This window comes from Enterococcus sp. DIV0802b (assembly GCF_050543535.1).
Lineage (GTDB): Bacteria > Bacillota > Bacilli > Lactobacillales > Enterococcaceae > Enterococcus_D > Enterococcus_D entomosocium.
On sequence record NZ_CP172941.1, the window covers coordinates 3117806 to 3140129 of the forward strand.

The following is a 22324-nucleotide window of genomic DNA, read 5'->3' on the forward strand; positions in this document are numbered from 1 at the left end:
GGACCACCCTAACTTTTATATTCTCGCGGAACCCTTGCTGAGAGGGTGCACGCTACTTCATAGTGAATCGTTTCTAACTGGTCTGCAACATCCTGCATCGTAATTCGTTTCCCATGATTCTCACCAATCAACGTGACCGTTGTACCGACAGCAAAGGCTCGCGGCAAACGAATCATCAGTTGATCCATACACACCCGACCGACGATTTCACAAGGTTCACCTTCTACTAAGAGTGAGAAGCCTTGCATTTTTCGTAACCAGCCATCCGCATAACCGATAGGCACAGTGCCGATCCATTCCTGATGGGGCGTGATATATGTCTCACCATAGCCAATCCCCGCTCCTTTTTCAAGTAATTTCACTTGGATCAGTTCAGAAACAAGTGAAAGGGCTGGTTTTAAGGAAAATGGTTCCTTCAATGCATGACCTGACGGATTCAATCCATACATCGCGATCCCAAAACGGACCATATTCCCAACGGCCTCTTTGTGCCACAAGGAGGTCGCGCTATTGCCTGTATGTATATATGTCGGCAAATAAGGCAAAACAGTTAAGACTTCTTTAAACCGCTGGTGCTGTGTTTCCCAATAAGTTGTATCAGCTTGATCGGCTGTGGAGAAATGGGTAAAGATTCCTTCCCAATCAAATGTGGGATGAGTTTCCAACCAAAGAACGGCTTGAAGCACTTCTTCTGGGGTCAAAAAACCGATTCTCCCCATGCCGGTATCCACTTTGACATGTACTTTAAGCGGTGTCTTTATAGGATTCTCCTCCAAATAAGTACCGGCTTCTACCAACCAGTCCATCGAAGCGACTGGAAAAGAAAAATCGTATTCTGCAAGTAAGGGAATATCTTGCACGTTCACAACCCCTAAAATCAGCAGCGGGTCAGTGATTCCTGCTTCTCGCAATTCGATTGCCTCATCGATCGTCGCAACGCAAAAACCGGCTGCACCGCCTTCTTTGGCTGCTTGAGCAGTTTGTACCGCTCCGTGCCCGTACCCATTGGCTTTTACCACCGCAAAAAGAAACGTCTCGCTTGGTAAGTGAGCAATCTCATTTTTGATGTTTTCGGTAATCGCGGTCGTATCAATAATCGCTTTCGTTGGTCTATGGTAAGCAACCACCATTTCCAGTTCCTTCTTTCTACTAATGCTTGATCAGACAAACAAATTAAGTTGGTTTTATGTAGTCGGCTGTTCGTCCATAAAGTATCGTCGTTTTTTCACCAAGTGACGACTTCCACTCAGGTTACTCACTATCCGATAATTCTAAGATAATTTGTGCAAAGGCAGTATCATTTGTATGGGTGATACTGACAAACGTTTTTTCTAAAGGGTGCGGTGCTTTGGTAACGATCGGTGCACCGAATTCATTGGTCAAGACTTCAATATCATGAAAAGAAACTTTGCCGATCCCCGTCCCCCAAGCTTTCGAGAACGCTTCTTTGCAGGCATAGCGCCCCCCGAGGAACTCTACCTGACGTTTCAGGGGCAAACGGGCAAATAATTTTGCTTCCTTCTCCGTTAAAATACGCGTTATAAACTGAGGTTTTTTTTCAATTAATTCTTTCATTCGAAGCAGCTCGACTGCATCGATCCCGATTCCTTTAATCATTCTTCTCGCTACCTTTACTTAAGATAGGGGTTTCCAAATTGGAATTGGCCCTTGTTTAGCTAGTTACCATTCTACCAAAAAAATGGCGAATTACCATTCAAATCTGACGAGTTTATACGGAGATTAAGATTTTCAATCACTCGTATTTGTTTTTTATATAAAAAAGACCTTGCAAGTTTCCTTACAAGGTCCACAAACTCAATTAGTCTTGGTTATTTCTGATAACGAAACCGCGTTTTTTGTCGTTGCTACGGCGATTGTTTTTACGGGCACCATCTTTTGAATAGTTACCACGGGCTTTATTGCCGTTGCCGCCGCCACGGTTCCCACCGTTTTCTTTGCGGTTACGATTGCCGCCATTGCTGTTATTGCTGCGACGTCCGTTTTTATTGAATGATTTTTTTCCTTGAGGTAATGGGCGTTCTGGTGTAATTTTGACTGGTTCTAAATCAGCTGGATCTTTCGCCATTGTTTTTAGAAGCAGTGCTGCTAAATCTTGTGCAGAATAACGCTCCAAAAGATCGTCGGCTGCTTGCAAGTATTTATCCAAACCATTTTCATCCAATTTTGTTTCAACAGATTCGATTGCGGCACCTAATTGACCTTTAAAAGCTTCTTTTTCGGTTGGTGGGCGCATTGGTGTCATCCGTTTTTTCGTTAAGTTTTCAATGACATGCAAGTAGCTCATTTCGTTTGGTGTAACGAAAGTCACTGACATTCCGCCTTTTCCGGCACGACCTGTACGTCCGATCCGGTGAACATAGCTTTCAGGATCTTGAGGGATATCGTAGTTGTAAACGTGTGTAACACCAGAAATATCTAATCCGCGAGCTGCTACGTCTGTGGCAACTAAGATATCTAATTGACCACTCTTAAATGAACGTAAAACGCTCATTCGTTTTTGTTGAGAAAGGTCCCCATGAATGCCTTCAGCTTTGTAGCCACGGGCTTCTAAACCACGTGCCAATTCATCAACGCGACGTTTCGTACGACCGAAAACGATCGTCAATTCTGGTGATTGCACATCCAACAAACGAGTCATGACATCGAATTTTTCGTAATCTTTTGAGCGAACATAATATTGATCAATCAAATCAGCGGTCATTTCTTTGGCTTTGATTTGAACATGTTCAGGCTCTTTCATGAATTTCACGCCGATATTTTTGATTGCTGGCGGCATTGTTGCTGAAAATAGTAACGTTTGACGAACATCTGGCACTTGGCTGATGATTTTTTCAATATCTTCCAAGAAGCCCATGTTCAACATTTCGTCTGCTTCATCTAATACAAGCGTTTCAACCGTACCTAATTTTAAGGTGTGGCGGTTGATATGGTCTAACATACGTCCTGGCGTACCAACTACGATATGGGGACGATCTTTTAATTGACGGATTTGACGGCCGATATCGGCTCCACCGTAAACTGCTTGAACGCGAATTTTTTTGTCTTTACCAAGACGATACAATTCTTCTTGGGTTTGGATCGCTAATTCACGGGTTGGGGCAATCACTAATCCTTGTAGTTGATGGTTCGCTGGGTCGATTTTTTCTAACATTGGCAAACCAAATGCGGCGGTTTTACCAGTACCGGTCTGTGCTTGACCGATCACGTCTTTGCCTGCTAAGGCTAATGGAATCGTTGCTTCTTGGATGGGTGTTGCTTCTTCAAAGCCGGCACGCTCAACAGAAGTCAATAATTCGTTGGATAATTCTAGATCTTTAAATTTCAAATGGATCCTCCTAGGCTGGTCATCTTTTCGATGCCTGTTTTTCTATCATCGAAGCGTAGGTTAGTTCTTCAGAAACACAAGAGTAGTCCCATTTACTCTTATCTTTCTCTCGGTACCGAAAAACCGCTTCACGAAGGCATTATAAAAGGCTAAAACAAGTGTTGTTTGTCTCAGCCATCATTTTATCTCAAAACGTCAATGTTTTTTACAGTAATCATTCTGTGCTTCATCTTTCGGCGTTAGATAAGTATAACACGTTTTGAAAGTTTCAGCAAGATTTCAACTCCGCTTTACATTCCTTTTAGTGCATCAACGACTTCGCTCAAGCCCATGCCATTGCTCCCTTTGATTACCAAGCTGTCGGAAGGTTCTAAAGTTTCCTTTAAGGAGGCGATCAGTTGTAGTTTTTCATCTGTCGCAAAATAGCGCACCTTGTCAGCCAGTGGTGACTGAGCTAGTCGTTTTTGCAATGCTTGCATTTCTTTGCCATAAAGAAAAACTAGTTGGAACGAGTCATCTAAATGTGCGGCCATCTGCTCATGCATTTGTGCAGAATCTGGTCCTAATTCAAGCATATCTGCCAATACGGCGATCCGTCGGCCTTCTAACGGCAATTTGCGGAAACTATCCAATACGAGACCCATGGCAGTCGGATTGGCATTGTATATATCGCTCAAAATCGCTGCTCCATTACCGGCAGTCACCCATTGGGTCCGATTTTTCGTTAATTGAAAATGCGCCAAGCCCTCCTTGATGGCTTCATTTGATACACCAAAATGACGTCCTAAACCAATCGCGATCAAGGCATTTTTGACATTATAACCGCCTAATACCGGTAAGGTAAAAGTCGTACCTGCTACCGTAAAAATCGTTTGATCTTGCGATTCCTCTACGATGTCTCCTTGCAGATCTCCCTCTGTTAAGCCAAAAGTTTCAATGGGCTGCGTCAAGTTAGGAACAAAGGGGTCTAACAATGGTTCATCCACCGGCATCATAAAGAAGCCGTCTTTTTTCAATCCTGCGGTGATCTCCATTTTGGCTTTGGCGATCCCTTCTCTGGACCCTAAGTTTTCAATGTGGGCTTCGCCAATCAACGTGATAGCAGCAGCATCAGGTTCTGCTAAGCGCGAAAGGACTTCGATCTCTCCTGCATGGTCCATTCCCATTTCTAAAATCAACACTTGCGTATCTTCTGGTGCATGCAAGATAGTCAAAGGCACGCCTAGTTCATTGTTATGATTACCTTGAGTTTTGTAGGTCTGGTATTTTTGTGCCATAACCGCGTCTACCATATCTTTTGTGGTTGTTTTCCCATTACTTCCGGTAATAGCGATGATTTTTGGCGCAAGTTTTTCTTTGTAGGCTCGTGCTAACTGTTGGAACGCTTTGACAGTATCCGTGACGGGGATCACAAGGATGCCTTGCGGTGGTTGGATGGTGGGATGACTCCACAATGTCGCGATCGCACCATTGTCTTTGGCTTGTTGGGCAAATTCATGTCCATCCCGAGTCCCCGCCAAGGGAACAAAAAGACTGTTTTCTTTGATTAGACGGCTGTCAAACTCCACAGAGGCAAGTGGTGTCTCATTTTCAATTGGCTGACCAAATACGGCAGCGGCTTCTTTTACAGTAAAATTCATCAGGTTCGCTCCTTTTTTACAAAAAAAGAAAGCACAAGATCGCTTCAAGTATTTTCCTTGAGTTGAGCTGGCTTTCTTCCTGCTATTTATTCTGCTTCTTTTTCATTCTCTGCTTCAACTTCTGCTTCTTCCACATTCGTCAAGAAAGAACGTCTTTGGTTGAAACGATTCATCCCTAATTGGATCAATTCTTCAATCAAATCACCATACGGCAATCCGGTCTTCTCCCATAACAGTGGGTACATGCTGAATTCAGTGAATCCCGGCATCGTGTTCAGCTCATTTAAAAAGAGCTCGTTTTTATTGGTCAAAAAGAAATCACAACGGCTCAACCCACTGCCGCCCAACATCGTATAGGCTTTTTTCGCAAACTCTTGAGCTTTGGCTTGTGTTTCTTCGGGAATTTGCGCAGGAATCTGCATCTCGATTCGGTTGTCAATGTATTTGGAATTGTAATCATAAAACGCAACATCTTTTACGATTTCTCCCGGCATGGTGGTCCGCACGTCTTCGTTTCCAAGAACAGCGACTTCGATCTCACGGGCTTCGATTCCTTGTTCAACGATCGCTCGGGTATCGTAGCGATACGCTTCTTGCAACGCATTTTGCAGTTCTTCGCGGTTCTCGGCTTTCGAGATACCGACACTTGATCCCATGTTGGCTGGTTTGACAAACATCGGATAAAGGAGACTGCCTTCGCATTGATCGAAAATCTTTTTCGGATTTTCTTTCCACGCATTTTTCAAGACTGGTACATACGGAACTTGCGGAATTCCCGCAGCTTGCAAGATGTACTTGGTCATGATTTTGTCCATCCCACAGGCACTAGTCAAGACACCAGCACCGACATAAGGCATTCCGATGGTTTCTAAAAACCCTTGGATCGTGCCGTCTTCGCCGTTTGGTCCATGGAGCAATGGAAAGACGATCGCGTCTTCTTCATAGATGGCCCCAGGTGAAATTTCTTCCCCTTTGGTCTCTTCGTTGGTCAATGCCAAAGTATCTGGTGACGTTGGCGCCTCAGACAATAATGGGCCTTTTAACCAGCGTCCTTCTTTAGTGATCATTACTAATTGAACTTGGTAGTAATTATAATATACAGCATTAACAACTGAAAAAGCGGATAACAGTGATACCTCATGCTCTGCACTGCGTCCCCCGTATAATAAAATGATTTTCAAAAGAATTTCCTCCTGTATTCATTGATTCTACCAAACTAAGTCTTCCACATTTTAGCACAAAATCGACCAACCGGCATTAAATCTTGCAGAAATTTCTTTAAGCTTACACAGTCGTTAGTTGAATGTTTTTCATTTTGTCAGTACTATGAATATATCACGGCACGTTTAAAGAGGTGGGACCTATGACAGAACAAACTGCTCCTTCTAGAAAAGGACGATTAAAACAAATCCTTCAAGTCTTTTTGAAATACAAAGTCGTTCAAAATATCAGCAAACAGCAGCATCCCGAAATGGTGCGTCAAGCGTTTGAAGAATTAGGACCAACATTTATCAAAATCGGGCAGATGCTTTCGGTCCGCAATGACCTGCTTTCCAGCACTTTCGTTGATGCCTTCAAGCAGTTACAAGACAATGTCAAAAGTGATCCATTTCCCAAGGTCAAAGCACTGCTGGAAGCAGAACTACAGCAGCCACTAACGGAAGTTTTTTCCGCTTTTGATGAAATCCCAGTCGCCTCAGCTTCCATCGGACAAGCCCACCGAGCAAACTTGATCAGCGGCAAAGAAGTGATCGTCAAAGTGCAGCATCCGGGAATCATTGCGGCGATTCAAGTGGATCTCGATCTTTTTGAAAAGGCTCTACCGTTGGTTCGTGCAATTCCAGAAGCCAATGTGGTGGATTTAAAAAGCGTGTTAAGCGAAGTCAGACGATCCCTTGCCAATGAAACAAATTTTTTACAAGAGATGAAAAATGCGCAGGAATTCTACCGTAACAATCACCAAAACCCGCAATTGGCATTGCCAAAAGTTTATCCCGAATGGTGCACCCAAAAAGTATTAGTCATGGATTACATGGCCGGTGAAAGTTTGAACTGCTTGCTGACCCGCAGCAATCAAGATATCGTTTATGACAATCAGTCCGTGAAAGCAGTGAAAAAACAAGTGGGAACGCTATTAGTCGAAAACTTTATGAAGCAAGTCTTTGAAGATGGCTTCTTTCACGCTGATCCGCATCCTGGCAATCTTTTTTTACATGTCTTCACAGATCAAACCAACCGACCAAAACCATTCCAAGTCAAACAGCGCGTCGGTGTCCTCGGCGGTGTTGATTATTCATTGAAGTGGCAAGAAGAAGCGATTATGCCGCCTTACCAAGTGATTTTCTTAGATTTTGGGATGATGGGACACTTGGATCAGTCATTACGCAGTCGCTTAGCTGATGCATTGATTGCTTTGTATACCCAAGACACCCAAGAAGTCGGCAAAGCTGTCTTGCGTTTGTGCAACAGCAGCGGCAGTTCCTTTGATGAAGTCGCCTTCTATCAGGATCTTCAAAAATTTGTTGAAAACTACTATAATATGCCGCTAAAGGATATCGACTTGCAAAAAGTGATGGGGGAAGTCATCACGATCTGCCATGATAACCAACTGCAGATGCATCGAGACATCACCTTGCTGATTAAGGCTTTTGGCACCTTGGAAGGTGTGATCAAAGCCTTAGACCCCGAATTATCAATGATGGAAGTCACTCAGCCTTTTGCACAAAAATATTTCTTACAGCAGCTGAGTATTGAAGACGAGGTGAAAAAAAGCGCCTTGGCAACCGCAAAAAGCTTGCGGGCACTTAGCCATCTTCCTGATCGAACCTTGGCTGTCTTAGACACTTTTGCGACTGGTAAACACCGGTTAAATTTAGAGATCCGCGAACAAAAACAGCTATTGGATCGCTTTGATCAGATGGTCAATCGACTGGTGATCGGTATTATTCTAGCTGCGGTCATCCTTGGCTCTTCCTTATTGGTGGTCGCCAGCCCGCAACAAGGAGCCTTCGTCCATCAGATGGGGATCTTCGGATATACCTTGGCATTTTTCGCGATCGTAGCTTTAGTCGGCAAATACTTTTATGATCGTTTTCGTAAGAAATAAATAAGCACCTTCAATTCCCGTGTTTCATGCAGAAGCTGGGTCTTGAGGGTGCTTATTTTGCAAGGGTCTGTCGCAATTCGTTTTCAAAGATTCGTTTGAAGACTTCCCGATCCTCTTTCGTAAAGGGCTTCGGTCCTTTTGTGCGCTTGCCTGCTTTACGCATCTGCGCACCTAAGTAGCGTTGACCTAATAAAAAATCGATCGTTTCTGGCAAATACTCTGTACTGTTATGGTGAAAAACTCGTGCTTTTTTGGGCAAGACTAACGAGGCTAAGCCATAATCTTGGGTGACGAGAAAATCGCCGGGTTCTATCTCCTTCACGATTTCATAATCCGCGCGATCCGAGCCTTTGTCGACATAGACAAAGTGGACATGGGCGGGATAGTCTTTGGTCGTATAATGATCGACACTGGTCACGATCACTACCGGCAGCTGATACTGCTGAGCCAGTTCAATCACTTCATTTTTCACCGGCGAACCGTCGCCGTCAATAAAAAGCCGCATCTGCTTGCTCCTCTCAAAAGTTCCTTCTTTTACAATTACTTCTATTGTAAGAGGAGCACCTAGAAGATGCAAGCAGACTTTGCGGTATTTTCATTTCAGTCTTGCTCAATGAGGGAATAAGAATGACGATCTTTGTCTCACTAACTAGCAGTTACCATACGCAAAGCTCACCTTTCAATTTTAGAAAATGCTCGTTCCTTCAACTCATAAACGACATCGCAAGCCTTTGCTACTTCTTGTTCATGGGTCACTAAGATGATACATTTTTTTTGCTCATGGGCAATTTCTTGAAACAGTTTGACGATTTCTTTAGATGTCGTTTCATCCAAATTTCCAGTCGGTTCATCGGCTACGATCAGCTCATGTTCACAGCACAACGCGCGAACGATAGCGACCCGCTGCTGTTGCCCACCCGATAATTGGGTCACTTTTTTCAGTGCCAGCTCTTCCGTGATGCCAACTTTGGCTAAGTTGGCTAAAGCATAGGCCTTTTTATCGGCTTGCTGCGACTTCGCGATCGCCATGGCTGTGATCACATTGTCCAGTGCCGACATATAAGGCAATAGATTATACGCTTGGAACACGATGGAAACATCTTTGCGGCGGTATTCTCGCAATCCGATTTTTGCTAACGTTTCTTCATTGTAGAAAATCTTTCCTTCTTTCGGTGTATCTAGGCCCGTGATCAGTGACAGGAAAGTTGTTTTCCCCGATCCGCTGGAACCTAAGATCGCATACATCTTGCCAGGTTCAAAGGTCAAATCAACGTCACGAAACAGCGCTTCTGCTTCGCTTTGATACCAATATCCTAATTGTTCTGTTCGTAATGTCATGTCGTTCCTCCTAAGAAACCAAGATTTTTTTCGGATTCAACCGCAAAATGCCCGCGGAAGAGAGTAAGATCGAGCCAAAACTGATCCCTAGACCGAGTAATGCCAATAAACCAATTTGTTGAGGGGAAACGGTGATCTCCAAGGACTCCACTTCTGCTGATTGGGTGAAGGATGGGAAAGAACCACCACGATTTCCGCCCATTTGCGGTATCTCCCCGCCTCCAGGACCAGCGTTTTCAGTGGCTGCTTGATCAGTCGTTGTCTCTGTTTGTTGTGCCAATAATTGCTCTCCGACGGCATTCCCGACAAGATTGCCGCTAGCGGCCGCGATCCCTAAAGCAAACACCATACAGACAAAAATCTCTGTGAAAAACTGTAGGATCACTTTAGCCCGTGACTCGCCTAAAGAGAGCAATACACCAATCTCATAGCGACGTTCCCGAATCGACATCATCACGATCAACGTCAAAATAATGATACCGGCAGCAGCAACTAACACAATAATATTTTTTGCAAAGCTAGCGACATTATTCAATGGTGTCAGCATCGACTGATACATTTGATCGTTGGTTTGAATGCTGTAGGTTTCTGTATCGATCAACCCTTCCGCTTCTTCCACGAATGCTGTCATCTCAGACGGATCACTCAAGGTATAGGTTGCTGAATCAATGGTGTCCTCATTGCCGCTCAACGTATTGGCAAGAGTATAAGAGGCAATGATCGTGTTGGCTGGGTTGAGAAAGTTAAACATTTGGCTCATGCTGTTGCCAACTTCACTCGTTTCATAGATTCCCTTGATCGTCACTTCTACTTCATTGTCCTCTGCATCAGTGATCGAAAACGTATCTCCGACCGCCAAATCATTCGCTTCAGCTAGTGAGGATTCGATCAGGACTTGGTTCGTACCTTCATCCTCAGAAGTAATTCCTTCTCCATCCGTGATCGTCGCTGTTCCTTCCGAAAAAGTCGTATACGCCGCACTGCTTGATACACCAGTGATTTGGAAATCACCCGTACTCATATTCCCACCAGGCATTCCTCCTGGCATACCGTCCATTTGCCCCGTCTCGCTGCTATCGGTTGCTTCTGACTCTGTCGATGAGTCACTGCTGGAGATCGGTTCGATCCCGCTGACGGCATCAGCAGAGGTGCTGACTTCAAAACTATATGAGGCAACCCCGTCTAAATCGGCGATCGCTTGGGCATCAGTAATCGCTACTGGTGTCGATTGAAAACTCCCTGGATCTGGTCGGGTGCTTTGGTCATCGCTGTCAGAAGAAGAGCTCCTTTGCTGAAAAGCCTGCTCGCGGTTTGCTTGCAACGTCACAGTTGCGCCAACACTTTTCTGGGCATTTTCAGTCGCTACTAGTGCCGCACTGCGAATCGTCAGACCCGCCAATACAAAAATCAAGATTGCAGAAAATACGGCGATCAGCAACAGGCTCCGGCCTTTTTTCGCCCATAAACTTTGGAGACCTCGTTTCAAAAAATTCATCTTTGTTCCTCCTGAATAGCTATTTATTGTCTTTCGACTATAAGGATCCTAGCTTAAATTGACCTTAAACCGTCTCCTGATTTTTTGAATCATAGAAACAGACCGCAACGGCTGCCTGCGATCTGTTCGATTTATTGATAACCATTTGGTGATGATCGGTGAAACTTCAACTAACGACCAAAACCACCGCCCATCTGATTGGTTGTCGCTGTTGCACCTGATTGGGTCAAGTTAGCGATAGTATCCGTGACGGACAATGTTCCTAACTCTGTCCCATCACTGAGGGTTCCGCCAGCATAATAACCGGAGACTGCTTGTGCATCATTCGTCCCACCACTGACCAACGTATAGCTGCTATCGGTCAAATCTGGGCTGGAAAGAACCACGTGTTGGTAGCTTTTGCTTGGGGCATAGGACAAGATCGTCTGACCTTGACTGTCCTTTAAGGTCACTAGGGTCTCGGCTGATTGGGTTTGATCGAAACTGATTCCGATCGACTGTTGACTACCACCGCTAACGTTCATGGCCATATCGGTCGTGCCTGCCGCTAACAAGACGCCGCCGGTGAGTTCAAATGTGCCGTTATAGTCCAAAGCACCATTGCCACCGGTCGTTGGACCATTTACGATGACGACGCCATCACTCATGGTGACATTGCCATTACTATCCAGGCCGTCCCCTTCGGCATCAATGACCAACGTTCCACCAGTGATCGTGATCTGTTTACTGTCATCCGCGGTATCGCCGCCGCCAGGGCCGCCGCCAAAACTGTCTTGACCAAATTGTCCCGTTGTTTCATCCGTATCACTGCCACCACCGGCATTGATCCCATCATCGCTAGCCACGACGTGTGTCGTGCCACCTGCAATCGTGATTACACTTGCTTCTAATCCTTCATAGGATTCTTCGATAGAAATCGTTCCGTCGGAGATCGTCAATTCATTGTCGGCGTGGATCCCATCATCGCCACTGCTGGCAGTGATCGTGCCACCTGCAATGTTGATCGTATCATTGGCATGCAAGCTATCATCCGCACTATCGATCGTAAAGGTGCCGCTGCTGATGGTCATCACACCGCCAGCTTTCAATCCTTTGTAACTTTCATCCGTCACTAGCGACTGACTTTGGGCTCCGTCAGCCGTTTTGATCGTGATATCAGCTGATTGGATGCTTAAATTTGTTTCTGCTTGGATCCCGTCACGACCACTTTGGATCGTAAAGGTACCACCATCGATCGCAACGTAGCCTTTTTCCGCATCTTCCGTATTATTCGCTTGGATACCATCTCCTTCAGTGGTGTTCAGTGTGTAGTTCCCCGCCAAGATCGATACGGAATCTTTTCCTTTGATGGCGTTGTTTTTCGCTGTGATTTCAATCGTACCACCTGCTAAAACCAAATCATCTTTGCTGCGCAATCCGTTGCTGTAATTTCCTGTGATCACCAACGTCCCATCGCCGTTGATGGACAAATCTTCTTTACTATAAAAGGCAGCATCTGGTTCTGTCTCGCCTTCAGCCAAGGTGTAGCTGCTGCCATCCGTCAGAGTATTCGTCGTATCACTGGCTAAGGTCGTGATGACTTTTTCTGCTTGTTCGATGACGACGGCCGCCCCGTCTTCATTGGTGATCGTGACACCAGCAAAGATCAGATGGACTTTTTCTTCTTTGTTGACGTTGACAACCAGTTGGCCATTACTTAACGACCCGCTGACGACATAGGTGCCGGCTTGGGTGATCGTCACGGTTTGGTCTTCCACTGAAACGCCATCAACAGCCGTCGTGTCGCTGCCATTCAATTCAAGTTGCGTAGCAGTTGCCTCATCGTAGGAAGCATCAACATCTTCTTCTTCGTAACTACCGTAATAGTCCACAGAATCATCAAGGGTCGTTGAAACGTTGGTCACTGCGGCAGAACTGGAAACTGCTGCTGCGGAACTGGAACTGCTGCTCGTGCTAGTACTATCGGTTTGCCCGCAAGCGCCTAAGAGCAGCGATGAGAGCAAGAGTGGATAAATGAGTTTTTTCATAAAAGGTTCCTCCTTCTACAGCTCATCGCGGTTAGCGGTGAGCTTGCCTAAAACAACAGGTAAATTGCCATTACGAACCCGAACTTCATCAATGATTTGCTTTTCTTGCGCTTGGTCTTTTAACAGCAACTGATAGCGCAATTCATACAAGCTTCCCATCGTCGTCGTTCGAACCGATGTCAGTTTGGCAGAATGCGTATATTTTTCAAAGAGATCATCGAATAATTGTGGATAATCCAAATCTTCCGGAATCGTGACCTTCAGTTCCCGTTCACTCGTGGCTTGTCGATCGCCAAAGGGCATCGTATATAAAAGGGTCAAGAAAAGCGCCACGATAATGGAAAAAATGACAACATAGCCGACATACCCCATCCCAGTTGCCAGACCGATCCCCATCGACCAAAAGACGCTGGTAATCTCTCTAGAACCCCCGGGAACCGAGCGGAAACGAATCAAACTGAAGGCACCTAAGATCGCCACCCCTGTGCCAAGATTGCCGTTGACTAGCATGATCACCGATTGAACGAGAATCGGTAAGACTGCCAAGGTAATGACGAAGTTTTTCGTATAGACATTGCGGATCATATGGATCGCTGCCACTAATAATCCTAGAAGCAATGAGGCGGCGATACAGATCAATAAGCTACTCCATTCAAGGGTGCTCGTATCGCCAGAAAATAGACTAGATAACATGTAACCGTTCCTCCTTCTTGAATAAATGCCGTTGATAGGTTTGGGCATATTTTGAAAAGCTGCCTTTGCGCACACTGTATTTGTTCAACAGTTCCACAAACCATATTGGATAAGAGCCGAGGGCTTTGACTTCCATCAACACTCCGACTTCCGGTGCTACTAGTGCACCGTCACTACCGGAACCTAACATGAGATCGCAGGTGCGAAAGCGAATGTTTTGATCGAACGTCACGCGAAATTCACTATCATCATCAACAAACAGCGACAGGCGATCATAGGCAATCAAGACTTTTGGTAGCAGGTCCGGGTTTTTCTTAAATAACCAGTGGATCTCCGCGGCGATTTGCGGGGCTTCCTCCATTGACGGCAAGACCCCCGTTTGCAACCAGCGGCAATAGTCAGCATAGGGCATCGGAACGCGGCGTTTGTAGACCACGCCACTGACTTTCTTCTTGATCTCTAAAAAAATCAACTGTTGCTCTGTCGGTACCCCATAGCTGCGGACCCGAAATTTTTCTTTGTATTTCGGTTTGTCCATCGAATGACGAATAAAGCGGTAATCCTGGGTATCATAATACAAGGACATAATCGTGTGTTGCCCATATTCATCGATCGCCATTTTTTGCTGCAACTCGCCAAGAAATGCTGGAAATTGCTCCTTAGTCAATAGATATTTCGTCTCTTTTCTTTGAAAGACTTTTTTTAATTTCATAAAATGTTCCTCCCTTGAAATCCATGCACTGAATTTACGGCAGCTATCTTAAATACAGCTTAAGACAAAACAGTTTTTTTAAGCATTTTTTATGCTATTCGTGCTATTCTTATCCTTAAAGAGGTGGGAACATGATTAAATTATTAGTAATCGAAGATGACAAAACATTATCTGAAAATATGAAAGAGATCGTCAGCGAAATCGGTGAAGTCACGCAAGCATATGATGGCAGTGAAGGCTTGTACGAGGCGGAAACGGGGATCTATGACTTGATTATTCTTGACTTGATGATGCCTGAGATGAACGGCTATGAGGTGCTTTCAGCATTACGAAAAAAAGGACTCCAAACACCCGTCCTGATTTTAACAGCCAAAGACGGCTTAGAAGACAAAGTAACCGGCTTTCAAAAAGGGGCTGATGATTATTTGACCAAGCCTTTTTATCGGGAAGAATTATTGATGCGGATCAAAGCGTTGCTAAAACGCTCCTTAGGTTTGTTCAATGAAAATACACTGGAATATAATGGGTTGCTCTGTAACCTTGGCACCAACGAGGTCAGCTATCAAGGGGAGCTTTTACCGATTCAAGGGAAAGAATTTGAGCTACTGCTCTATTTTCTACAAAATAGAAACATTATTTTGACCAAGGAACAGATTTTTGATCGCATCTGGGGGTTCGATTCAGAAACGACCCTGACTGTCGTAGAAGTCTACATGAGCAATCTGCGAAAACACTTGCGCCAGACAGGAATCGACAAAGAGATCCGTACGTTGCGAAATGTCGGCTATATTATGCAAGGAGCCTAGTCTATGAATAAAGAACGCTCTAAGAGACAACGGCTGCACTCCTTTCTCCTAAATGTCAGTGCCTTTGCTTTGGTCTTCTTACTTTTAGGAACGATCGTGCTCCAATTATTCAACCAATCGGCTTATCGTCAAACCGATATTTCTTTGGAACAAGCAGTCAAAGATACCCGCTTGATCCAAGCTGAGATCAGCGCTTCACAATCCAATCTAGAGGTATTGCCACCAGATAGTGCAATGCCGAAGATCCCTGGTACCAATCGCTTCAACACCCAGTTGATCCTCTGGTCTGAGGACGGCGAGATTTTAAACAAACAGACTTTAGGCGGCCGTTTTTCACAATTGGCAAGTCTATCTTTAGATACGAGCCATTTAGACAGTATCACGTCTTTTTCAGTGGTGGATCAGTCCTTGTCAGAGGAAGAAGAGACACTTTTGTTTCGCTCAATCACCACCAAAGCCCCAACCAATGACGCCGGGGTCGGCTATATCCAAGTCTTAGCGAACACCAATCAAATCAAAAATGCCATGAACAATTTCCAAACCATCTTGATTTTATCGATGATTTTTTTCTGGATTCTCTCGATCGGGATCAGCTACTTGCTTTCCAGCTTGAACATGCGCCCAATTTTAGCCTCGTGGAAGAAACAACAAGAATTTGTCGAAAATGCTTCTCACGAGCTGCGCACACCATTGACGATCATTCAAAATAGTCTGGAGCGCCTGTTTACCAAGCCCAATCATACGATCATTGAAGAATCTGAAAGCATTGCACAAGCGTTAGCGGAAACCCGACGGCTAACTGGATTAACGGCTGATCTACTAACGATTGCCCGCAGTGATTCCAATCAACTGCTGTTAACGAAAGAAACCGTCGAATTAGTTCCGTTTATCGATGACTTAGTCAAACCTTTCAAAGAAATTGCCGAACTGGATCAAAAACATTTTATTGTCGAAAATTTTGCCAAAACGACCGCTTGCTTTGATCAAAAGAAAATTCATCAAGTCCTCGTGATTCTCCTAGATAATGCCTTAAAATATACCAGCAGTGGTGATAAAATTACGCTCTTATCGGAGATTTCTAACAAGCAATGGCTGATCGAGGTCAAAAACACGGGACCAACTATTTCCGATGAAGAGAAAGCTCGCATCTTTGACCGCTTCTACCGCGAGGATCGTTCTCGCTCCAAGGAGACCGGCGGCTATGGTTTAGGCTTAGCGATCGCCAAGCAAATCGTCGAAGAGCACAAAGGACAAATTCTGGTCAAAGATCTGCAGCCACGAGGGGTTATTTTTCAGATTCGCTTACCTAAAGAAGGATAAAGGAGAAAAAAATGCAGGTCATCACCCTTAAAGAACACCCTGAATACTTAGCAGAAGCGATCCGTTACTTCCAAAAACAGTGGGCTGGCCCCGATTCCCTCATGGTTTATGAAGACAGCCTGACCCATAGTTTTTCAACAAGTATTTTGCCGCAATGGCTACTGCTGGTCAATGATGAGATGGCATCCGACGGACCTTATCAAATCATCGGCTGCGGCGGCTTGATCCCCAACGACTTCATCAGTCGGATGGATTTGACGCCTTGGCTTTGCGCCTTGTATGTGGACCCTTTGTGGCGTGGCCAAGGCGGTGCCCGCCTTTTGATCGAAACAGCTAAACAGCGCGCTGCTGGAGCTGGTTTTGATTCTCTGTATCTATGTACGGATCTTTCTACTTTTTATGAGCAGTTTGCTTTCGAACCGATCGGCACTGGATACCACCCTTGGGGAGAGTCTTCCACCATCTATCGCTGTTCTCTCACGTAAATAAACAAAAAAAAGCTGTGAACAAAATTGTTCACAGCTTTTTTCACTCACAGTACTATTGCTAGTAGAATACCCTATCTCCACAAAAGGAATATTCCGACACCCTACAAATCCGGTAGGTTGCTTACGCGGTGTGCCTCTGCTATCAATCTGGTCAGCTAATGCTAGACCTTCTCGACTCGTCGCATGAGGATTACTTTACCATAAAATTAGTCGGAATACTACTGTTTTTTTTTATAAAATCAAAAACTGCGGATAAACATCTTTCAAGAAAGAGCACTTATCAGCAGTTTTACATGAACCAGTTGTTTCTTCTCAAAAGAAACGTTCAAATCGATGGATTCAAGAAACCTTAGGATAAGAAGGTTGCCACTTTGGTCGTAATCAAATCAATGGCTACGTGGTTTTCGCCGCCTTCTGGTACGATGACATCAGCATACCGTTTTGTCGGTTCGATAAATTGATGATACATCGGTTTTACGACCGTCAAGTATTGTTCGATCACAGAATCCAACGTCCGGCCACGCTCTTCCATATCACGTTTGATCCGGCGAATGATGCGAATATCATCATCTGTATCAACATAAAGTTTAATATCCATTAAATTACGCAAACGTTCATCTTCTAAAATCAAGATCCCTTCCAAGATAATGACTTCTTTGGGTTCTTGAATGATCGTTGCTTCGCTGCGGGTATGAGCGACATAATCATAGACAGGTTTTTCGATCGTTTGATATGCAAGCAGCTGCTGCAAGTGATCGATCAACAAATCAGTATCAAATGCAAAAGGATGGTCATAGTTGGTGTTCAACCGTTCTTCAAAGCTCAGATCACTTTGGTCTTTATAGTAGGAGTCTTGTTCAAGCATCATAATAGAATGGTTGGGGAAATGATTAAAGATCGCCCGACTCACGCTTGTTTTTCCACTACCTGATCCACCTGTCACACCAATAATAATGGGCTTGCCATTCGTCATTCAATTAACCTCTTTCATCTTAAAAAATTCACACTGGTTCTATTATAGCGAAAATTCGGCAAATTACTACTGTTTCTGTAGAATCAGTGCTGCAATAAAGGAAGTAATTGCTGCAAGCGTTCGATCTCAAAGGTAGGCTGAATCTCACCACTGTTTTTTTTCTTTGGATTAAACCAAATCGTGTCGATCCCTGCCAATTGTCCGCCTAAGATATCTGAAGTCAGTGAATCGCCAATAATGACTGTTTCTTGTTTTTTAACGTTTGGTATGCGGGCAAACACGTAGTCAAAATATTCTTTCATTGGTTTTTGATAACCCGTGTCTTCTGAAACAAAAATATCACGGAAATAGGGCTTCAATTTGGCATCTTCCAAGCGACGGTACTGGGTTTCAGAAACCCCGTTCGTAACCACGTATAGGTCAAAATGCTGCGCCAACTCCGCTAAGATCTCATCACTGTTGTCTAACAGTTTATGTCCTTCATTTAGAAATTCTCGGTACGCCAATTCAACTGCTGGACTATCGACCTGAATGCCTTGCGTTTCAAAAAACAAGCCGAAACGCTCATTGATGACTTGGTCTCTCGTGATTTTCCCTTGCTCAAACTGCTGCCACAAATCATGATTGATCGTTTGATAGCTTTGTTTGCGCTCTGGAGTCATTTCCAAGCCATGAGCTTCAAACAGTGCTTTTAAGGCTTGATCTTCGGTATCTTGAAAGTCGAGGATCGTGTCATCGACATCAAATAATAATGTTTTATACTTCATTTTCTCCCTCTTTCTCAGCGGAAATGCGCCGCCAGTCCTTTTAATTCTTCTTGCGTCAGCGAGCGATAACTGCCCACTGCTAAATCATCTGGTAGAACCAGCGAACCCATCGCTGTTCGTTTCAGATGAATGACTTTTTTCCCTCGGGATAAAAACATCTTTTTCACTTGATGGAACTTGCCTTCAGCAATTTCTAACGAAACAAAGGAATGATCCGCTCGGGCATCGATGATCGTTAGGGCAGCTGGTTTGCAAGTGACACCACCATGAAAGGTGATCCCTGCAGCAAATGCCGCCACATCCTCAGGAGTCACCAAGTCATTGACCACCACTTCATATCGCTTGGTCACCTTTTTGGTGGGATGCAGCAAGTCATAGCCTAACTGACCATTCGTCGTAACTAATACCAACCCTTCCGTGTCCCGATCCAATCGACCGACGGCATAAAGATCAGGATGTTGATCTTCGGGTGCAATCAAAGCGATCACTGTCTGGTGCTGTTGATCCAGATTGGCTGTAACGACACCCTTGGGCTTGTTGACGATATAATAGCGTTCCTGTGTTTCCAACTGCCGCCCCGCAACCATGATTTGATGCAAGCTGCTATCGACGTTGCGCTCGGGCCTTCGCTCAATCCTATGATCCACAAAGACTTTTCCTTGCTGAAACAACCGTTTCATCTCTTTCCGGGATGTATTCAATTGTTGCTCGATCACTTTATCTAAACGCATAAATTTTTCTCCATAGTGGCTATTATAGCTTAGGATTTAGCGAAAGGAAACTGCCAGGATTTCAAATGATTTGACTTTCTTTGTCTTTTTGCGTAAGGTTAAAGAGTAAAGTAAATATAGTTTCTCATACACAGCGTTATGACCTGGTGGAGAAAAGTTGAACCAAAACTTTCTGGGGCAGTTGTGTACACAACTGCCCTTTTGCGTGTTTTCACTCACGTACCACTTAATGTGCAGAGTTAACAAAATTTGCTTAAAAAATCTCGTTACTAACGAGAAAATTTTAGGAGGAATTGAGTTATGTCAGTATCATTAGAAGTTACGAAAAGAGAAGTTCGCCCACGTTCTTTACGGAACAAGTTGCGTCACGAAGGAAAAGTACCTGCAATTGTCAATGGGTACAAAGTAGAAAGCACACCGATTGCTGTCAATGCAGCAGAATTAGAAAAAATCTTGCGTGAAAATGGATTGAATACCGTAATCACGATCAGTTTAGAAGGCAAAAAAGTCAATACACTGATCAAAGAGTATCAATCAGATACCTTCACACGCAATTTAACCCACGTTGAATTCCTATCTGTCGATATGAATGAAGAAACAGAAGTAGAAGCAGAAGTAACCTTAATTGGTGAATCTGCTGGTGTCAAAGCTGGTGGTGTTCTAGCACAAAACTTGTATACAGTCGTTGTATCAGCAACACCAGACAAATTGCCTGAACGTGTTGAGATCGATGTGACGTCATTAGAGATCGGCGATTCATTAACAGTGGCTGATCTGCCTAAGAACGACGAGTACACGATCGTGACCGATCCAGAAGAACAAATCGTTGCGGTTACTGAACCACAAGAAATCTCTGAAGATGAAGAAGCCGGCGAAGCTGCTGAACCAGCAGTTATCGGTGAAGACGAAGAGTAATCATAGAACACCGTTCTTAAGACCACGTCTTCAATCAACAGACACTTCTAAGAAATGTAGGACTCTTGAAGGGATTTCCCTTCAAGAGTCCTTTTCATTCTTACGAAGAGCTGGTATGCTGCAACTGACTATTTCCCATTGAAAGACGTCTTTGGGAAAGCTTGGTCCAGCCAACCCAACAAATTTTTAAGAAAATAGTTAAAATGCGTCGCTGACCAAAAAGAAAAGCAGAAGTAGTTGCATTTTTGACGGTTCTTCATTATGATAAATAGACAAATTTGATGTTAATGGCAAGCCTACTTGAAGGAGGGGTTTATTATGTTTGAAACATTTGATGATCACCGCAGTCGTTACGCTTCTGGCGGTATTGTTCAAACACTACCTAGCGAACTGATCGATAGTATATGGTTAATCATTGATCTTGATTTAAAAGGGTTTATTCCGTTGACAAATCTGCTCACCTTTGAAGTCCAAAACAATCATGGTCGTGTCACCCTGCTTTTTTCTCAAGCCCAAAGTCAAATCGAACTTGGTGTTGATCTACCGTACCGGTATTCCGACCTGTATCCCCAAAAAGTCTATGTATATGACGATGGGCAACGGCAAACGATTTTATTGCCTAGCGAGACTCGTTAACGCCCATTCGCCATTCTCTTTTTATAACGACACCTATATAAAAAACCACCCTTTTTATTTTAGAAGGCGGTTTTTTTTTGCATACCTCCTTTCATTTAATTCTGTCTAGCAGCAATTTCAAATAAATACTCGACAAAAACATCGTTTTTTATTACGTTTTATTGACTATTTTTTGCGAGTGAAAATAACGAATGAAGTTCCCTTATAATAAGGACAGTTGCAAAATTTAGCTGAAAGAGGTGCATGATGTTGAAAAATATCCTTGAAAAAGATATTATGCAAATGCTGCGACTCTCCACAACACTTTTAACCGAAAATCCCCTGCCTTTGAATAAAGCTGCTTCCGCCCAAAATATCTCTGTCAAAACGATCCGCCGGCTGCTGTCAAGCTATTTAAACGAGGACCCATTCTTCCACTATGATGTACAACAAGGGCACATTCGTGCAGACCGTCATTTGCAGCAATCAGCCAGTTGCTCCCTCCCCCATATGGAAATGATTGCTGCATTATTCAATAAAAGTGTAAATTATCAGCTACTCTTGCTCTTGTTAAAAATGCCGACTATTTCCTTTGCAGACCTCTACAAACGCTATTATCTCAGCCCATCCAGTTTGCATCGGCGCTTTTCATCCTTTTCTAACTTTTTAGCACCTTATCAACTAGCTATCGATCGCCGCAGTTATCCTTTAATCACTGGCAACGAACGACAACTGCGCTATGTGCTTTTTCGCCTTACCCTCTTAGCAAACCCAGCGCTTATCTCCCCCAATCAAGCGTTTCAGGAGCTGACACAAATCCATCAGTTACGGAAAACTGCTTTTTATCCCAACACATCAATCACGTTTACTCAACAAGTTTTTCCCAAACACTTTGTTCCAAGTTTCTACTTAGTCGGTGAACGCAGCTATTTGTTTTTATGGAAACAGCTTCTAACACTGGAGCCTTTCTATGTACCTGCAGAAGAATCTGTCCTCTTATGCCAAATCATCACCCCAGTTTTGAGGCAGTATCCAATCGAGCAGCCGTTAGAGGTTCTTTTGCCGAAAATTTTCCAAGCCCATCTGCTGGGGGCATTATTGGAGGGCAATTTATTTGTCTATCCGCCATTAAATCCTCGCTTATCTGAACGTTCACAATGCTTGGTCCGTGTTTTCTTGACACAGCTTCCCCACTACGAAAAACTTTTAAAGAAGCATCCCGAGTTGCCCTTGCTCTATGAATGCATTTGGCAAGACGTCTCTTTCTTCCAACCCATCATTGCCTTTCCGCAACAAAAAGAGCGCCCACTTGAATAGCGGTACGCTCTTTTTAAAATCATTTTACTATCAGT

21 protein-coding genes are annotated in these 22324 nt (G+C 44.1%); 7 read left to right on the top strand and 14 right to left on the bottom strand.

Annotation, left to right across the window (positions count from 1 at the left end):
- Window positions 1-8: 8 nt before the first annotated feature.
- The 5 genes from alr to IGJ12_RS14520 form a co-directional block, all read right to left on the bottom strand.
- Window positions 9-1130 (bottom strand): alanine racemase, encoded by a 1122-nt coding sequence (gene alr / locus IGJ12_RS14500; protein ID WP_008379416.1) that lies wholly within the window; start codon window positions 1128-1130, stop codon window positions 9-11.
- A 121-nt stretch (window positions 1131-1251) separates the two neighbouring features.
- Window positions 1252-1617, bottom strand: coding sequence for a holo-ACP synthase (gene acpS / locus IGJ12_RS14505; RefSeq protein WP_016612927.1), 366 nt, complete (start codon window positions 1615-1617; stop codon window positions 1252-1254).
- A gap of 202 nt (window positions 1618-1819) precedes the next feature.
- The gene (cshA, locus tag IGJ12_RS14510; protein ID WP_010749100.1) at window positions 1820-3346 is read right to left on the bottom strand and encodes a degradosome RNA helicase CshA; all 1527 of its coding nucleotides are present in this window, start codon (window positions 3344-3346) and stop codon (window positions 1820-1822) included.
- A 290-nt stretch (window positions 3347-3636) separates the two neighbouring features.
- A complete protein-coding gene (locus IGJ12_RS14515; RefSeq protein ID WP_430619156.1) occupies window positions 3637-4986 on the bottom strand; it encodes a UDP-N-acetylmuramoyl-tripeptide--D-alanyl-D-alanine ligase in 1350 nt (449 codons plus the stop codon).
- Between the two features lie 86 nt (window positions 4987-5072).
- Entirely contained in the window at window positions 5073-6167 is a 1095-nt protein-coding gene (locus tag IGJ12_RS14520; RefSeq protein WP_005233659.1) for a D-alanine--D-alanine ligase, read from the bottom strand.
- Between the two features lie 182 nt (window positions 6168-6349).
- Here IGJ12_RS14520 and IGJ12_RS14525 point away from each other — a divergent pair, with 182 nt between their 5' ends.
- A complete protein-coding gene (locus IGJ12_RS14525; protein WP_016612930.1) occupies window positions 6350-8092 on the top strand; it encodes an ABC1 kinase family protein in 1743 nt (580 codons plus the stop codon).
- A gap of 52 nt (window positions 8093-8144) precedes the next feature.
- On the opposite strand, the gene IGJ12_RS14530 is transcribed toward IGJ12_RS14525, so the two are convergent.
- The 6 genes from IGJ12_RS14530 to IGJ12_RS14555 form a co-directional block, all read right to left on the bottom strand.
- Entirely contained in the window at window positions 8145-8597 is a 453-nt protein-coding gene (locus IGJ12_RS14530; RefSeq protein ID WP_008379406.1) for a YaiI/YqxD family protein, read from the bottom strand.
- Between the two features lie 167 nt (window positions 8598-8764).
- Entirely contained in the window at window positions 8765-9430 is a 666-nt protein-coding gene (locus IGJ12_RS14535) for an ABC transporter ATP-binding protein (RefSeq protein WP_005233653.1), read from the bottom strand.
- A 10-nt stretch (window positions 9431-9440) separates the two neighbouring features.
- Entirely contained in the window at window positions 9441-10925 is a 1485-nt protein-coding gene (locus tag IGJ12_RS14540) for an ABC transporter permease (protein ID WP_430619157.1), read from the bottom strand.
- A 170-nt stretch (window positions 10926-11095) separates the two neighbouring features.
- Complete coding sequence (locus tag IGJ12_RS14545) at window positions 11096-12952, bottom strand: carbohydrate-binding domain-containing protein (RefSeq protein WP_430619158.1); 1857 nt, start codon at window positions 12950-12952, stop codon at window positions 11096-11098.
- Between the two features lie 15 nt (window positions 12953-12967).
- Entirely contained in the window at window positions 12968-13645 is a 678-nt protein-coding gene (locus IGJ12_RS14550) for a DUF4956 domain-containing protein (protein ID WP_005233649.1), read from the bottom strand.
- On the bottom strand, window positions 13635-14357 hold the full coding sequence (locus tag IGJ12_RS14555) for a polyphosphate polymerase domain-containing protein (RefSeq protein ID WP_005233646.1): 723 nt from the start codon (window positions 14355-14357) through the stop codon (window positions 13635-13637). Before IGJ12_RS14555 ends, IGJ12_RS14550 begins: the two co-directional genes overlap by 11 nt.
- A 131-nt stretch (window positions 14358-14488) precedes the next feature.
- On the opposite strand from IGJ12_RS14555, the gene IGJ12_RS14560 reads away from it, so the two are divergent.
- The 3 genes from IGJ12_RS14560 to IGJ12_RS14570 are packed head-to-tail and all read left to right on the top strand — an operon-like array spanning window position 14489 to window position 16968.
- Window positions 14489-15163, top strand: a complete 675-nt coding sequence (locus IGJ12_RS14560) for a response regulator transcription factor (protein ID WP_005233644.1) — start codon at window positions 14489-14491, stop codon at window positions 15161-15163.
- 3 nt (window positions 15164-15166) lie between these two features.
- Window positions 15167-16483, top strand: coding sequence for a sensor histidine kinase (locus IGJ12_RS14565; protein ID WP_005233642.1), 1317 nt, complete (start codon window positions 15167-15169; stop codon window positions 16481-16483).
- Between the two features lie 11 nt (window positions 16484-16494).
- Entirely contained in the window at window positions 16495-16968 is a 474-nt protein-coding gene (locus IGJ12_RS14570; RefSeq protein WP_196043802.1) for a GNAT family N-acetyltransferase, read from the top strand.
- A gap of 352 nt (window positions 16969-17320) precedes the next feature.
- Here the strand turns inward: IGJ12_RS14570 and udk are convergent, their stop codons facing one another.
- The 3 genes from udk to IGJ12_RS14585 form a co-directional block, all read right to left on the bottom strand.
- Window positions 17321-17944: a uridine kinase gene (udk, locus tag IGJ12_RS14575; RefSeq protein ID WP_005227927.1), complete on the bottom strand. Its 624-nt coding sequence runs from the start codon at window positions 17942-17944 to the stop codon at window positions 17321-17323.
- An 83-nt stretch (window positions 17945-18027) separates the two neighbouring features.
- A complete protein-coding gene (locus IGJ12_RS14580; RefSeq protein ID WP_016612934.1) occupies window positions 18028-18711 on the bottom strand; it encodes a YjjG family noncanonical pyrimidine nucleotidase in 684 nt (227 codons plus the stop codon).
- 14 nt (window positions 18712-18725) lie between these two features.
- Window positions 18726-19442 (bottom strand): pseudouridine synthase, encoded by a 717-nt coding sequence (locus tag IGJ12_RS14585; RefSeq protein ID WP_430619159.1) that lies wholly within the window; start codon window positions 19440-19442, stop codon window positions 18726-18728.
- Window positions 19443-19742: 300 nt separating this feature from the next.
- On the opposite strand from IGJ12_RS14585, the gene IGJ12_RS14590 reads away from it, so the two are divergent.
- From IGJ12_RS14590 to IGJ12_RS14600, 3 genes are all read left to right on the top strand, one after another.
- Window positions 19743-20357, top strand: a complete 615-nt coding sequence (locus IGJ12_RS14590) for a 50S ribosomal protein L25/general stress protein Ctc (protein ID WP_005227923.1) — start codon at window positions 19743-19745, stop codon at window positions 20355-20357.
- Window positions 20358-20675: 318 nt separating this feature from the next.
- On the top strand, window positions 20676-20993 hold the full coding sequence (locus tag IGJ12_RS14595) for a DUF960 domain-containing protein (RefSeq protein ID WP_005233624.1): 318 nt from the start codon (window positions 20676-20678) through the stop codon (window positions 20991-20993).
- 243 nt (window positions 20994-21236) lie between these two features.
- Window positions 21237-22289 carry a helix-turn-helix domain-containing protein gene (locus tag IGJ12_RS14600; RefSeq protein WP_016612937.1) on the top strand — a complete coding sequence of 351 codons (1053 nt, stop codon included), beginning with the start codon at window positions 21237-21239 and terminating at the stop codon, window positions 22287-22289.
- The last annotated feature ends 35 nt before the right edge of the window (window positions 22290-22324 follow it).

Bases quoted from the DNA above. Each gene is read 5' to 3' on its own strand.
- alr (WP_008379416.1), bottom strand. From the start codon at position 1,130: ATGGTGGTTGCTTACCATAGACCAACGAAAGCGATTATTGATACGACC.
- acpS (WP_016612927.1), bottom strand. From the start codon at position 1,617: ATGATTAAAGGAATCGGGATCGATGCAGTCGAGCTGCTTCGAATGAAA.
- IGJ12_RS14515 (WP_430619156.1), bottom strand. From the start codon at position 4,986: ATGAATTTTACTGTAAAAGAAGCCGCTGCCGTATTTGGTCAGCCAATT.
- IGJ12_RS14525 (WP_016612930.1), top strand. From the start codon at position 6,350: ATGACAGAACAAACTGCTCCTTCTAGAAAAGGACGATTAAAACAAATC.
- IGJ12_RS14530 (WP_008379406.1), bottom strand. From the start codon at position 8,597: ATGCGGCTTTTTATTGACGGCGACGGTTCGCCGGTGAAAAATGAAGTG.
- IGJ12_RS14535 (WP_005233653.1), bottom strand. From the start codon at position 9,430: ATGACATTACGAACAGAACAATTAGGATATTGGTATCAAAGCGAAGCA.
- IGJ12_RS14540 (WP_430619157.1), bottom strand. From the start codon at position 10,925: ATGAATTTTTTGAAACGAGGTCTCCAAAGTTTATGGGCGAAAAAAGGC.
- IGJ12_RS14545 (WP_430619158.1), bottom strand. From the start codon at position 12,952: ATGAAAAAACTCATTTATCCACTCTTGCTCTCATCGCTGCTCTTAGGC.
- IGJ12_RS14550 (WP_005233649.1), bottom strand. From the start codon at position 13,645: ATGTTATCTAGTCTATTTTCTGGCGATACGAGCACCCTTGAATGGAGT.
- IGJ12_RS14555 (WP_005233646.1), bottom strand. From the start codon at position 14,357: ATGAAATTAAAAAAAGTCTTTCAAAGAAAAGAGACGAAATATCTATTG.
- IGJ12_RS14560 (WP_005233644.1), top strand. From the start codon at position 14,489: ATGATTAAATTATTAGTAATCGAAGATGACAAAACATTATCTGAAAAT.
- IGJ12_RS14565 (WP_005233642.1), top strand. From the start codon at position 15,167: ATGAATAAAGAACGCTCTAAGAGACAACGGCTGCACTCCTTTCTCCTA.
- IGJ12_RS14570 (WP_196043802.1), top strand. From the start codon at position 16,495: ATGCAGGTCATCACCCTTAAAGAACACCCTGAATACTTAGCAGAAGCG.
- udk (WP_005227927.1), bottom strand. From the start codon at position 17,944: ATGACGAATGGCAAGCCCATTATTATTGGTGTGACAGGTGGATCAGGT.
- IGJ12_RS14580 (WP_016612934.1), bottom strand. From the start codon at position 18,711: ATGAAGTATAAAACATTATTATTTGATGTCGATGACACGATCCTCGAC.
- IGJ12_RS14585 (WP_430619159.1), bottom strand. From the start codon at position 19,442: ATGCGTTTAGATAAAGTGATCGAGCAACAATTGAATACATCCCGGAAA.
- IGJ12_RS14590 (WP_005227923.1), top strand. From the start codon at position 19,743: ATGTCAGTATCATTAGAAGTTACGAAAAGAGAAGTTCGCCCACGTTCT.
- IGJ12_RS14595 (WP_005233624.1), top strand. From the start codon at position 20,676: ATGTTTGAAACATTTGATGATCACCGCAGTCGTTACGCTTCTGGCGGT.
- IGJ12_RS14600 (WP_016612937.1), top strand. From the start codon at position 21,237: ATGATGTTGAAAAATATCCTTGAAAAAGATATTATGCAAATGCTGCGA.